This window comes from Zhongshania aliphaticivorans (assembly GCF_902705855.1).
Classification (GTDB): domain Bacteria; phylum Pseudomonadota; class Gammaproteobacteria; order Pseudomonadales; family Spongiibacteraceae; genus Spongiibacter; species Spongiibacter aliphaticivorans_B.
The window spans coordinates 18,513-31,993 of the sequence record NZ_CACSIJ010000002.1; the positions used below are offsets into that span (position 1 = coordinate 18,513).

The window sequence follows — 13,481 nt, forward strand, 5'->3', positions numbered from 1 at the left end:
AAAAAATTATTCGCCGCGATGTTTGTCTATGTAGCGCTCTCGAAATACGAGATATATGGGAAAGGTAAACGACACACCGATGTACGACAGTGCAACAAAGAACCATCCCCATTTTTTACCGGCACCAATACGGTCGCAATCGAACACCACCCAGATCATGAAAACAGCCCAGGCGATCATCATGTCGATACTTAAAAATGACGCGGTTCCGCCTGCGTCTATGGCGTCACCAAAAAAAGCAATGGGGTTTAAAATATTGCCGCCATTACGCATCCAATCAAATGCATATGGCCAAGTTAATAATAGTGCCGCAACCCCAAATATAATGAACACCCAATGCTTTATACTTATACTTTTCATATTTAGCTTCCCATTAAAAATGATCGTGATTTTTTTCTAAGCGCTGTATCTGCTGGACAATAGCCATGAAAGACACGCAGCAAACCTAATCACTCGACATAATGTATAATCGAGTTATCCATTATACGCAAAAAGTAAGCTTGCACAACATTACCTAGCAAGGCTTATTTAGGCAAGATAGCTAAAAGTAGTGAGACCCTATTGCAATGAAGATGCGTGAACTAGAGAAATTAAGTGGTATCAACCGCAAAATGATTCAGCATTACATAAACAATGGCATGCTACCGGAGCCAGAGCGCCCAAAACGCAATGTCGCTATTTACAACGAGCAGCACATCAACGCCCTTCGCTCTATTCGCCAACTTCAATCTGAGGGGCGTTTAAGTATCGAAGAAATAAAGCAATTACTGTCCGGAAATCCAGGGCGACACCCAGCAAATACCGCGGTATACCCACATATTGACGAGCTCTTTGCAGCTCATTCAGGAGTAGACCTAGAGCTAGTATCACTCGAATCACTTCTGCCGCGCTTCCCCCACGCAGAAAAGGACGCAGCGAGCCTAGGGCGTATCGGGGCAATCAAGCTAGTTAATCGAAACGAAAAGCTTTACCTAACACACCTAGACGCCCAAATAGTTGCCTGCTGGGGCGACATGCGGGCAGCGGGCTTTACCGAAGAAGAGGGGTTTAACGCAGATATTGTGTCTATTCATGTCAATGCGGCAAAAGAGCTAGCTAATGCAGAGGTAAACGCATTTCTAAGCCACACCTCTCCCACATATTCCGTAGAACACAAAGCAGCGATGGCGCAAGCCGGTAGCAAAATAACATTGAACCTGTTTTCATTACTGAGAATAAAAGCAACGATGCACGCCTTGAAGCACATGTTGTAATTTAGATATGACATTCACCGTGCTTCTCCGCCAGGTCAACTTAGAACAATCGTGACCGATATCAACTTACACGCAAGCAGACCGAGAGTCAGTGTACGCCTCAATAATTCACAAGCGAAGGCTTACACAAATAACGAAAAAATAGTGAGCGCATTAAATGACAAAGCTACAAAATATTAGCGAGTTTCTCGCCGCAGAATTCCCTCAAAGTCCTTGCTCGGTAGACGCCATCGGCCCGCAGTCTGCCACTGTACGCTACCGTGTTGACGTGCACGCCTTAAGACCAGGTGGCACCGTCTCAGGCCCAACGTTAATGACCACCGCCGACGTGGGGCTTTATGCCGCCATTCTGGGAGAAATAGGCATAGTCGCACTGGCAGTCACCACTAACCTCAATATTAATTTTTTGCGCAAACCCAGCGCCGACAAGGACATTATCGGTGAGTGCAAACTCATTAAAGTGGGGCGTAAATTAATAATCGGGGAAGTAGCACTATATTCAGAGGGCGATGAACGAATGGTCGCTCATGCGGTTGGCACCTACGCAATTCCTAGTGCTTAATTCGCAAGAACTCCAACGCCACCATCAAACAAGAGCTTTATACCCACTACAAACAAGAAAAAGTAGCAGATGCGATAGATGGTCTGCTCACTCACTTTATGCAACAAATAAAACCCCAACCGTACACCAATTGGCGCCACCGGCATCAGCACCGCAGCGGTTACTAAATTAGTGTGGTCAAAGCTGCCCTGCAAGCTATAGGGAATGAGTTTAATCACGTTCACCACGGCAAAGAATATCGCCATGGTGCCCATCAACAATGACTTTTCTAAACGCTGAGGAAGCAAATACATATTTACTGGCGGGCCGCCCGCGTGAATACCAAAACTAGTAAAACCCGCTACAGCCCCCCAAAACCCACCACGGATAACACTCGGCCCCTGCGCGGCAACAGCTAGTTTTTTAAGCCAGTAATTCAAACAAAACACCACTGCAATGAGGCCAATTAAAATTCGAATCATATCTTCAGATAAATAGCGGAAGCCGACACTACCAAGCGCAATACCGATCACGGCCCCCGGCACTAATATTTTTATATTGGCTTTGTCCCACTGCCCACGAAAACTCCACAGCGCCACCGCATCCATCACCAGCAATATGGGCAACAATATTGCCGCCGCCTGCACAGGTGAAATCGCCAAACTCATTAGCGGCACCGACACCACTGCGATGCCACCGCCAAAGCCCCCTTTTGCCATACCAAAAATCAGTATCGCTGGTATGGCGCAAAAATAGAAAAAGGGATCGACGATCACCGCAATATAACCCTTATAAACAAACATTGAACAACAGCCCAAGGCTGTCATTTTCGGATATGCGCCAAGCTTAACATCTGCGCACTAAGATGTTTTCCATTCTATAGACTTGTAGGCCTAAGCTCATTATCACCAGACGAAAAAAAGCCGAGCATGTGCTCGGCTTAGAGGGCTTAGCGGATGGTATTAAAATATCACCCAGGCTAAGCAAGCATGATTAGTTCAGGAAAGCGTCAAAATCCCACTTAACTTTTAAGCCATAAAGACGTGGTGGAGCTAGTGTTACGCTGCGACCAAAGTCTTGCTGCAGAATACTTGAGAAATATTCTTTGTCCTTCGCGTTATCAACAAAGGCCGTTAACTGAAGGCCCCAGGGATCGTAGAAGTAGCTGGTACGCAGAGACCAGATTTCATACTGATCTTGCACGTAGAACGGTGAGTTCTGCGGCGTAGTGAAAAACTCACTTTTGTAGGAGTAATCCACAGCAACTTCAAGCCCGCCAAAATCGCCAATGTCGATGTATTGGTTAACTGAAACCGACGAGGTGAATTTTGGTGAACGTGGCACCTGGTTACCCGTAAAACTACGCGGACCATTGACAAGAGCACCAGTAGAAACCGGTAGTTCGATACCTAGCAAGCCAAGTGGAATATCTTCTAGACCGCCTGGGCCGAAGTACAAACCAGTTGTATCATCAAAGCCTTCACCGTTTTCATAGTCGGTAAACTCTGAGTTCACGTAGGTAGCGCCACCCGTGATTGCCAAGCCTGGATTCAGGTTTGGCAAAGGCTGCCACTGCATATCAAACTCAATACCTTTCGCTTCTGCAGCGCCGGCGTTGGCGTACCGCACAATCGCACCAGAGGTGAACGAAACAATACCAGATAACAAGTTCTTGGTTTCAGTCGCGAAGATCGCACCGTTAAGTTGCAGCGTACCGTCCAGCCACTCAGACTTAATACCCAATTCAGCAGCCGTCGCCTCTTCACCTTCAACCGCATCTGGGTTACCGAAGAAGTTTACGATGTTATAGGTCGGGCTCTTATAACCACGCTGTAATGAGGTATATACCTGCGTGGTTTCGTTGGGGAACCACTGCAATGAGATTTTTGGCGAAAAGGTTTCTTCTTCTAACGGCGGGCCACCAAACTCGGAAATCAAGGTATTCCGCGAATAGTCATTACCCTCGTAATAACTCTGTGTAATGCCTGGTGTAAGCGTGTCAACCAGATACAAATTGGTATTGCCAATCTCACGCGTCTCTTCTTGGTAGCGAGCACCTAAGGTCAAGTTCCAAGACTCGTTAAAGCTATACGTACCCTGGAAGTAAACCGCATCAGACTCGGTGTAAAGCAGGCCACCAGATTCTAAAGTAACCTTTGGAAGGCCCGCCAAAAGGCCGCCGATATTCAAGCCTAACGGCGCGACAATAGGATCTAAGATGCTAGTAAGAGGACCAGTAGCCAGACCGTTGTTAACAAAGAAGAACAAACGGCCGAAACCACCCTCTGCCTCTAGACGGTAATAGCCCGCAACCCACTCAAAGCTATCTGAACCAGGAGTTTCTGAGTTCGAAAGCACTTGGAATTCATAGGTCTGCTGATCGTTGTACTGGTCGTAAACAAAGAAGCCCGAGCGGTCTTCATCAGTCGAGTCATAGTCGAATTGACCAAAGTCAACGTCAGCCAACTGATCAGCATAGGTGAATTTTAAATCCACAGGACCGGGGCGCCATTCCAATATGGCACCGAACATAGTGTTAATCGTACCGTTACCACCTTCAAAGTTGGTTTCAGTATTGCGATCAGCCTCGTCAACCCGTGCACCCGCACCAAGAACCAAAGACGGGCGAGTATTTTCTTGGGTTAGGGAGTTACCGTTAAACTGGTTAACGTAAGAGCCAATCAACGTTGCAGAGAAGTCGTCGCTATCCCACTTTATTTTAACGCGTCCGCCTTCCGAGAAATCTTCCCGAATAGGCTGTTCTACGCCGTTATTGAAGTTTTTACCGTAGTTCTCATGACCATCTTTAAACGCCGCCAAGGTAATACCTAGGCCATCTACGATGGGTAAACCTAAATACGCTTGGTACTCTTCGCTTCCGTAATTGCCCGTCACAAATTTGACGTTACCGACAATTTCATCAACCGGCGGATCTTCAGTAATAATACTGATCGCACCTGCAGTCGCGTTACGACCAAACAAAGTACCCTGCGGACCTTTCAGTACCTCAACCCGTTTTACTGGGCCCAAGGTGTCTTGCTTACCCTGACTGGCGGGAATGTTAATGCCGTCAATGTACGTTGCCACACTGGGATCGGCGTTCGGCAAAAACGCGTCACTACCCACGCCACGCAGATAAATCAGCGTGTAACCAAAGGTGTAAGTGAACGTTAAACCCGGAGTGATACGCTGAAGGTCAGCGGTATCTTCAATATTAAAGGCATCTAGCTTATCGCCTGAGAATGCCTGTATTGCAATAGGTACATCTTGTGAATCTTCTTCACGCTTTTGCGCGGTAACCACAACTTCCTCAAGAAGTCGGTTACTGCGTTTTTTTGCTGGCGCTTTTTCTGATTGCGCTACTGCGCCCACAGAAAAAACAGACACTGCCGCTATAGCAACTGCTAGTCTAGTTTTCTTCATTGTTAATGACCCCACCCACTTTGACTTTACTACTTAATATTATTTGTCTTTTGGCGCCGCCAATCTATGTAGCAATCACCATTACATTCAGTATGCTTTTCATAAGCATGCGTATAATGTACATGAAATTCAACCATCTTGAAACTATTTTATAAGTAGCTGATTTTTATGAACTTAGTTATTGACCGGCAAGATAATAACGCTTTTTATACTTCACAACACACTTAACTAGGCGCCTTTCTACGACAATGTGAGCGTATAACAGGAAAAACCATCTTACAAGGCGTTTAAACTGTTTTTATGATCTGTAACAACAAACACGCACAAACACTCCAAAATATGCACATTCAGGCAACTCCAGTCACAACAGCAAGCAGCGAAAGATTCGTCGCGACACCCTTAGGCGCTCACACCCCTTTTTCTTCAATCACATCGGCGTCAAATAAGGCCTGTAGCTCATCATGAGCGTCTCGCGCACTTTGAATTAAGGCTTCTCGGTCATCAAACATTTTATGCTGCTCAGCTAAAAGCTCTTCATCATGGCGCCGGAATCTTTGTATACGTGCCTCCGCCCGATCTGGACTTAAACCTAAGCCAATTAATGTCTCTCGACTAATCTCTAGGCTTGAATGGAAGGTTTCTCGAATCGGCCTAGCCCCCAGTTCCAATAGACGGTGCACGTGAAAGCGGCTGCGGGCCCGCGCAATAAACTTAATATGGGGATACAGGCGACTGACTAGCTCTGTAATTTTAATATTGGTTTCTGGGTCGTCAGCGGTGAGTACAAAATATTCAGCTTTATCCGCGCCGACTGCCCGCAGTATTTCTGGCCGCAAAGGATCGCCGTAAAACACCGGCATGCTGTCGATACTACGCGACAGGTCGATGGTATCTACCGACAAATCCAATGCCACAAATGGCACCCGTTGCGCCCGCAAAATACGGGCAACAATTTGCCCCATTCGGCCCATACCAATAATCACCACACGGGGCTCATCACTTTCAATTTGCTCATATTCCGGCGGCACTTCTTTCACCACCGGCTTTGGCTTGAGGATGCGTGCCAATAAAATAATCAGGAGCGGCGTGAGCGCCATCGACAAGGTAATGGCCAAAATTAAAGTACTATGTAACTGTGGACTTAATAGTTGCTGATCTTTCGCAATTTGAAATACAACAAAGGCAAATTCGCCGCCGGCCGCCAACACAATACCTAAGCGCAATGCACTGCGCCGATCCAAGCCGCCCAGCGCGCTGCCCACCAAGGCAAGAATCGGCAGTTTTATAACCATCAACAATACAGTTAAGCCCAGCACCACCAAGGGCATCGTGACCAACAAATGGATATCAGCACTCATACCAACGCTAATAAAAAACAAACCGAGCAGCAAACCTTTAAAAGGCTCTATTTGCGATTCCAACTCATGGCGATATTCAGAATCTGCCAGTAGTAAACCAGCAAGAAATGCCCCCAAGGCCATCGACACCCCAACGGCATCCATCAACCACGCAGTGCCTACCACTACTAATAACGCGGTCGCGGTCGACACTTCTTGTAGGCCCGTTCTTGCGACCATGCGGAATATGGGCCGCAGCAAATACCGCCCACCAATAATGACTGCGGCAATACTCAACAAAATTCGTAGCACCGAGCTTGCACCGGCCTCGTCTACACTCGACCCACCGCTCAACAGCGGCACCAATGCGATTAAGGGAATCGCCGCAATATCTTGAAACAGCAATATCGCAAAGGCCAAACGCCCATGCGAGCTGTTTAGCTGCTTGCGCTCGGCCAATATTTGTAAGCCGAAGGCCGTGGACGACAGCGCCAAGCCCAACCCCAAAACCACACTGCTTTGCCACGACTGAGAAAATCCAAAATAGGCAATTCCGCCAATTAGCAATCCACTCAAGGTAACCTGCGCCAAGCCAACACCAAATACCGCTTTACGCATTAACCATAAACGTCTGGGGGATAGCTCTAGGCCAATAATAAACAGCAGGAGTACCACGCCAAACTCGGAGAAGTGCGCAACGTTTTCGGGGTTATGTATGAGTTGCAGCGCCGCTGGGCCAATCACCACCCCTGCAATTAAGTAGCCCAGTACCGCGCCCAGCTGTAAACGTTTGGCCAAGGGCACAACCAGCACCGCCGCCAACAGTAAAACAAGGGTTGCCTGCAATAGACTGCTTTCATGTGGCATGGGCTTCTCCTAAGGGCGGGAATTTAATTCAAAACCATCATAACCGGCTTGATCAAAAATAGGATGCGCTGATTGCCAAATTTTGTAGCGGGTAAAATTTAAGGAAGACGATAAAATCGCCACCCTCGACCATAAGCAAGGGTGGTGACGAAAACAATACGTGTGATTTAGCTCAACGCCAGACACTTGAGTAATCCTCAAGCGCCAGAGAGAAAAGACCTATTACAATTCAGAAATGAGCGTTGAAAACCGCTCGATCATCGGCATAACAATCTCTGGCTTATTCCAGTTTTGCATGCCAACGCCAATATTACAGCGACTAATACCCGCGTCGCGATACTGCTTTAATAAGTCTGGCGTCACCTCAGCCATGACCACCAAGGTAATCTCGACCTTGTCGGGGTCTCGGCCAAACTCGCTAACCTGGCGCCGAAAATCCTTAACCGCCGCCCCCACATCAGGCAAGGCAACATCAACCGGCATCCAGCCATCCGCCCACTGCGCGGCATGACGCACGCCCAACGGCCCCATCGCACCAAATATCATTTCAGGAATATGTAGCGGCTTTGGCTCAAACCACACAGGATCAAAATTAATAAATTCTCCGTGATACTCCGGCGCTTCATCGCGAAACAATACCCGTGTCGCCGCCACCGTTTCTTTCATCACCAAGTAACGGCGTTGCCACGGCAAGCTCGTGGCATTTTCAAACTCCTCCTGATTCCAACCCACACCAGTACCAATAATGACGCGGCCACCAGACAAGCGATCTAAACTCGCAATAGTTTTTGCTTGAGAAAACAGCTCACGCTCCATCAGCAGCGCGATGCCCGTACCCAGCTTTAAATGACTGGTCGCAGAAGCTGCCGCCATCAAAGAAACATACGGGTCCATCATCTCTTTATAAGGTTCTGGCAATTCACCGCCCGGCGGATACGCGGTAGTTCGGCAACGTGGAATATGGCTGTGCTCGCCGTACCATAGCGACTCAAAACCCGCCTGCTCCAAAACCCGCGCAAGTTGAGCTGGGTCTGGGTCATTCACCGTATTCATTGAACTAAAGCCAAGATGCATGGAATCGCCTCTTATTGTTATTACTTATCTGCCAGAGTGTAGTGCACCAATATCGCAGCGTGTATACCCCACTTTGATGAGGCACACCGCCACAAAACATCCCATCAACTAAACACTGCAAAGCCCGCCGTAACATAACTGTAAAAAATACGTCGTATTATGAAGTTTTTTAGACTGAACTAATGATGCTGCCCGCTCCGCTCATTAGCGCTAACCGCGCCACCTATTATTTACTACTGAGCTTGGCTATTTGCCTACCGCTGACGGTCTCTGCCTATCTGTCTAAAACACAGATAAACGCCGTCGAACTTAGCGACTACCGCAGCTACCAATGCACTACTGGCAACGCTCAAGCCCAAGGCAGCTTTCGTGTGCTTACACTATTTTTTAGCTACGCAACCGAGCTAGCCGACGCACTTTGCAATAATGATGTTATTCAACAAACGTTTTCTTCCGTCGAAATACGATGGCGGCCACGCGCCTACCTTGGGGCTAGGCATATTCTCGATGAAGATTTTGATATATTTTGGAATCGCTACCATGTGGTGAACGGCTTGGTGCCGGCGTTTTCTAATTTTTATACCACCCTGCTAGACACCCCCACCTATAAATTATTTTGGCTAAGCAAAGACAGCCCACCAAATATAAACACTGACTATCTCAAAGATAAAACCATTGGCTTTTCGCACGACCCACAAAGCCAAACCCACTATTTACAACCAATGAGCGCACTACGACAAGCCGGCATCACCCTAAGCGCGAAACAGCAAAAATTTTATACCGNCCCCAGCGCACTCTATAACGCGTTTTACAATAATGAAGTCGACATTATTAGTGCACCGTTGTCGCTGATTCAAAGTAAAGATCGTGCAAAAATTTACAGTACATTAATTGATAGCGAGGTGTCATCTGGCGCATGGTTTATAAAGAATAAATTACTAAAGCTAAACAATATTGAGCAAATAAAATGCGCCATAGTAAACAGCCTGAGTGTTTACGAACCACTGCTTAGCTCTGGACGTAGCCCGTCGTCAGAAGAGTCTGCATGTTTATGAATTATGGGCGTCAGCGTATTTTATTATTCTTTGGTGTTTTGTTCTGCGGTTTAATCGGGTTGAGCGCCCTAAGCTACCAGCTAAGCCTAAATAATGCCGCTAACAGCCTTGAAACCGAGCTAAATAATAGCCTTCCTGAAAAAATTATCGGCGCAGGTATTAATGACTCTCAGCACGAATTATTAAATAATTTTTTAGTGAGCAGAATTAACCAAGACTTAGCATTTCTACCGATGACTGGCCGTCTCAACAACATTAAATATTGCCAAGCTCAAGTACAAAGCCTATATGGCAAGACCTATCACTCCCCCTCCTCAGTCTTACGAACAATCACCGTAAACTGGTCGGTCAATGAGCACCCTCATAGAATGAGCTTAGGCTTAAATTGCCAACACAACTGGTCATCACTTATATTCAGCCAATTCATTCTAGCGATACTTTCAGCCGCTTTGCTGGCGAGCATCAACAAACCACTTCATGGCAACAACAAACAACTTGTTAGCATCTTGCTTGCCCACGGCCACTCACGTTCAGATGCCATTGCCTTATGCGCCTCAACCAATCGCTGCAATCCCACGCAAGCGCAAGCATTAAACATCGTTGTCGCTAAGGCTCCCCAGCACACCGCCGCGATACTGAAATTTTTAGATACAGGCGGATTCAAAAATAGTAATACCGCTCAACTAGATTGGCTTAGCTACGGACTACAAAAGCACCCCGAACAATTTGAACAAGCCATTCACATTTGTTTGGCACCCGCCACCCTAAGCTTTTACCTCGCAACAGGTCATATCGCTATTCACGGCGTAGATATAAAGCTCCCCTCAACTCCCTTCTTTTATTACGTTTGGTACGCGCAGCAACGCCATCAAAATACCGATGGCAACGAAGGCTGGTTTATTAACCCGCCATCAAACCGAGCCGACCGCAGCACCGACAGCCAGCTAATTAATTTGATGCAGCAATACGGCGGCCACTACAAAGCCATAAACGATTTAGAAGAAAAAGGGCTACGCGCTAAAACCCTAGACCAGAACCGCAGCAAAATAAAAGATGAACTCTGCCAAGTATTAGGTGAAACCCTAGCCACTCCGTATTTATTTGAACTAGAACGCGACCCGCAAACCGCCCGCTTTAAATACCGCCTCGCCATCGAGCCCAGCGATATAGTATTTTTTGAGCACAAATGCCGTTCTGCATCAAAAGCCGCCACCGCATCGCACACTTAAAAAAAATAGCTTTAAATTCAAACAACTACGCATCACAACTCGTCTCAAACTCGCTTTAGAGACATCTCTAAACACGCAAAGATGTCTTTGTCACATCATCGAAATAGAAAATCACGACAATCCCCCTGCCGAATTTTTTCACACCTTAGCCTTAGAGCAGGAGATTACCCGCATGACTTCACATGCCGTACAGAAGTTATCCGCAATAGTATTGGGTGGCATTGTCAGTACCGTGCCATTTGTCGCACAAGCCGACGAAAAGCCAATGGAAATAATAACCGTTACCGCCGCCCCTATTCGCGATAGTCAACAGGCTGCCTTCGACGCCAAAAAATTTGCTGACAACTACGTCGAAATTATTTCTGCAGATACCATTGGTCGTTTTCCTGATCAAAACTTAGCAGACTCACTCGGCCGCCTCCCCGGCCTCGCCATTGAGCGCGACCAAGGCCAAGCACGCTATATTAATTTGCGCGGTGCCCCCTTCCGCTACACCAGCATCGCCTTTGACGGCATAGATGTGCCGGGTGCAGAGAATGGACGCATCCCCCGCTTCGACAGTATTCCATCGGTTATTACCCGCAAGGTCGAAGTAAACAAAGCCATTTTGCCAAGCATGCCTGGTGAATCGGTTGCCGGCTTTATTAACATCGAAACCTTCAGCCCCTTCGCCCAAGACGGCTGGTCCTTTGCTGCAGACGTTGGCTTAGGCGAGCAGGACTTGGGCGGTGGCGACATCAGCAAATACGGCCTTCGCAGCTCATGGTCAAACGACAATTTTGGCTTTGTTGCCTTTGCCTCTGAAAACAGCCGCGAACAAATCACCGACAATCGCGAATACGATTTAGAGCGCGACGCCAACGGCGAACTCATTGTTAACGAATTAGATTTTCGCAGCTATAAAGTTACTCGCGAAGACAGCGCCTACGGCGGCACCTTAGAATACCGTGGCGACGACACACTACAGCGCGTATTCGTCTCTACGCTATACAGCGAATTCGTCGACAAAGAGCAGCGCAACCAATTTGTTTTTGCTGTCACCAATCCCGAGGCGGGCACTGCAGTCAGCAACAAAGAGCTTAGCGTCTCGCGCCTGCTGGAATACGGCCAATACGAAAACTCGACCTTATCGAACACCATCGGTGCCGACTTTCAGCTCAGCGACTGGCGTGTAGAAACTCGTATCAATGCCACCGAAACCGAATTTTCTATGAACCTGCCAATACCCCAAAGTGTCGGTGGCAGCGCTATAGGCAGCTACGACCTTAGCGATATCGAAGATCCTAAATTGTATCTTGATCGCGACCTCGACAGCATCGCTTATGCAGCCACCATTGGCATTCACTATGGCCAAGAACTCAATATAGACGGGCTAAAATTCAAGGCCGATGCCGAACGAGATTTTAATTGGTTTAACAAATCTGCCGTGTTACGCATAGGCGTACAACACGATAGCCGCGACGCTGACGGCTTCATTGCAACACCTGCAGTAAAAGCCTTCCCAGACACTATAAACATCGACAGTTTCAACACTGGATCAGGCTGGGACAGCAACACCAGCAATACAATTGGCGCCAGCTATTACAATAATAAAGGCCTGCGCAATGCTTGGGCTGCAACTGGCGGCTTAGGCTCCGTCACACCAAGCGAAGACGGTGTGATAGATATAGAAGAAGACATCATTGCGATTTACGCTATGGCGACCACCGAATTTATCTGGGGCAATATCGTCACCGGCGCTAGACTCGAGCAAACCGACTACAGCAGCAAAGGTGTCGTCAACGGCAATGCGATATCGGTTGAAGACGACTTCAACAATATATTGCCAAGCGTACACGTCAATATTGATCTAGCCGAAAACCTAAAGCTGCGCATTTCTGGCTCGACCGGTATTAACCGTCCAACCTACGACGAATGGCGTGCCGCAGCGCGAATCGACCTTGTCGAAAAAGAAGTTGATGGCGGCAACCCCACCCTAGACGCTGAAGAGGCAATCGGCATAGATACCGCGATTGAATGGTATTTTGCCCCCGCCAGCATACTGTCTGCCGGTGTATTCTACCGCACCATAGACAATGTTATTTACGCCGACACCAGCACCATAGACGGCGGCGTGTATCTACCCAGCGCAGCCGGCGAACGCTGGGTTTACAAAGGCGCAGTTAACGGCGACGACGGTGAAATGCAGGGTTTGGAGTTAAGCTTTGTCGGCCATGCCAGCGACTTGATTAACACCGCGCACGGCCTTGGCGTCAGCGCCAACATCACCATGTTAGACAGCGAGTTTACCGGCATCGACGGGAAAAACTATAAGCTGCCTGGCACTTCAGACTTACTTTATAACTTCTCAGTATTTTACGAAGACTTTGGGTTGTCAGCGCGGATTAACTACCAATACCGTGATGAATGGATATCGCCAATTGAAGACCCAAGCGAATACTGGGGCGAACAAGAACGCGTTGATCTTTCCATCAGCTACGAGCTTCCCTTCGACCTGCAAGGCGCGACCATGTCGGTTTACGCCAACGCGAATAACCTGACCGATGAAACCGATGTACGTTATGCGGGCAACGGCACCACCAATCAGTCAGAAAGCTATGGTCGTCGCTACTTACTAGGAATACGACTGCACTTTTAATAGCGGCAAAGTGATGCGGGGCAACATACATGGCCCGCATCACTTAAAGATAACTTTTTGATAT

The 13,481-nt window shown here is 47.8% G+C and carries 9 protein-coding genes and 1 pseudogene; 4 read left to right on the forward strand and 6 right to left on the reverse strand.

The genetic code is table 11. The annotated features are described in order from the left end of the window. Nucleotides 1-6: 6 nt before the first annotated feature. Complete coding sequence (locus tag GVJ32_RS03390) at nt 7-360, reverse strand: DUF2834 domain-containing protein (protein ID WP_159238657.1); 354 nt, start codon at nt 358-360, stop codon at nt 7-9. Nucleotides 361-566: 206 nt separating this feature from the next. Between GVJ32_RS03390 and GVJ32_RS03395 the strand changes: the two genes are divergently transcribed. Beyond that, complete coding sequence (locus tag GVJ32_RS03395) at nt 567-1,253, forward strand: MerR family transcriptional regulator (RefSeq protein ID WP_159238658.1); 687 nt, start codon at nt 567-569, stop codon at nt 1,251-1,253. Between the two features lie 157 nt (nt 1,254-1,410). Further along, on the forward strand, nt 1,411-1,815 hold the full coding sequence (locus GVJ32_RS03400) for a PaaI family thioesterase (RefSeq protein ID WP_159238659.1): 405 nt from the start codon (nt 1,411-1,413) through the stop codon (nt 1,813-1,815). Here the strand turns inward: GVJ32_RS03400 and GVJ32_RS03405 are convergent. From GVJ32_RS03405 to GVJ32_RS03420, 5 genes and pseudogenes are all read right to left on the reverse strand, one after another. Beyond that, the gene (locus GVJ32_RS03405) at nt 1,812-2,597 is read right to left on the reverse strand and encodes a sulfite exporter TauE/SafE family protein (RefSeq protein WP_235035030.1); all 786 of its coding nucleotides are present in this window, start codon (nt 2,595-2,597) and stop codon (nt 1,812-1,814) included. The two genes, GVJ32_RS03400 and GVJ32_RS03405, sit on opposite strands and share 4 nt — an antisense overlap. 190 nt (nt 2,598-2,787) lie before the next feature. Next, a complete protein-coding gene (locus GVJ32_RS03410; RefSeq protein ID WP_159238660.1) occupies nt 2,788-5,217 on the reverse strand; it encodes a TonB-dependent receptor in 2,430 nt (809 codons plus the stop codon). A gap of 407 nt (nt 5,218-5,624) precedes the next feature. Further along, a complete protein-coding gene (locus GVJ32_RS18530; RefSeq protein ID WP_435808064.1) occupies nt 5,625-6,314 on the reverse strand; it encodes an NAD-binding protein in 690 nt (229 codons plus the stop codon). After that, nucleotides 6,306-7,421, reverse strand: a pseudogene (locus tag GVJ32_RS18535) (monovalent cation:proton antiporter-2 (CPA2) family protein); the annotation flags it as partial. The pseudogene GVJ32_RS18535 and the gene GVJ32_RS18530, both read right to left, overlap by 9 nt. A gap of 222 nt (nt 7,422-7,643) precedes the next feature. Next, nucleotides 7,644-8,495 (reverse strand): TIGR03619 family F420-dependent LLM class oxidoreductase, encoded by an 852-nt coding sequence (locus GVJ32_RS03420; RefSeq protein WP_159238662.1) that lies wholly within the window; start codon nt 8,493-8,495, stop codon nt 7,644-7,646. A gap of 1,045 nt (nt 8,496-9,540) precedes the next feature. Here GVJ32_RS03420 and GVJ32_RS03430 point away from each other — a divergent pair. After that, a complete protein-coding gene (locus GVJ32_RS03430) occupies nt 9,541-10,779 on the forward strand; it encodes a hypothetical protein (protein WP_159238664.1) in 1,239 nt (412 codons plus the stop codon). A 172-nt stretch (nt 10,780-10,951) separates the two neighbouring features. After that, complete coding sequence (locus tag GVJ32_RS03435) at nt 10,952-13,417, forward strand: TonB-dependent receptor (RefSeq protein WP_159238665.1); 2,466 nt, start codon at nt 10,952-10,954, stop codon at nt 13,415-13,417. Nucleotides 13,418-13,481 lie beyond the last annotated feature (64 nt).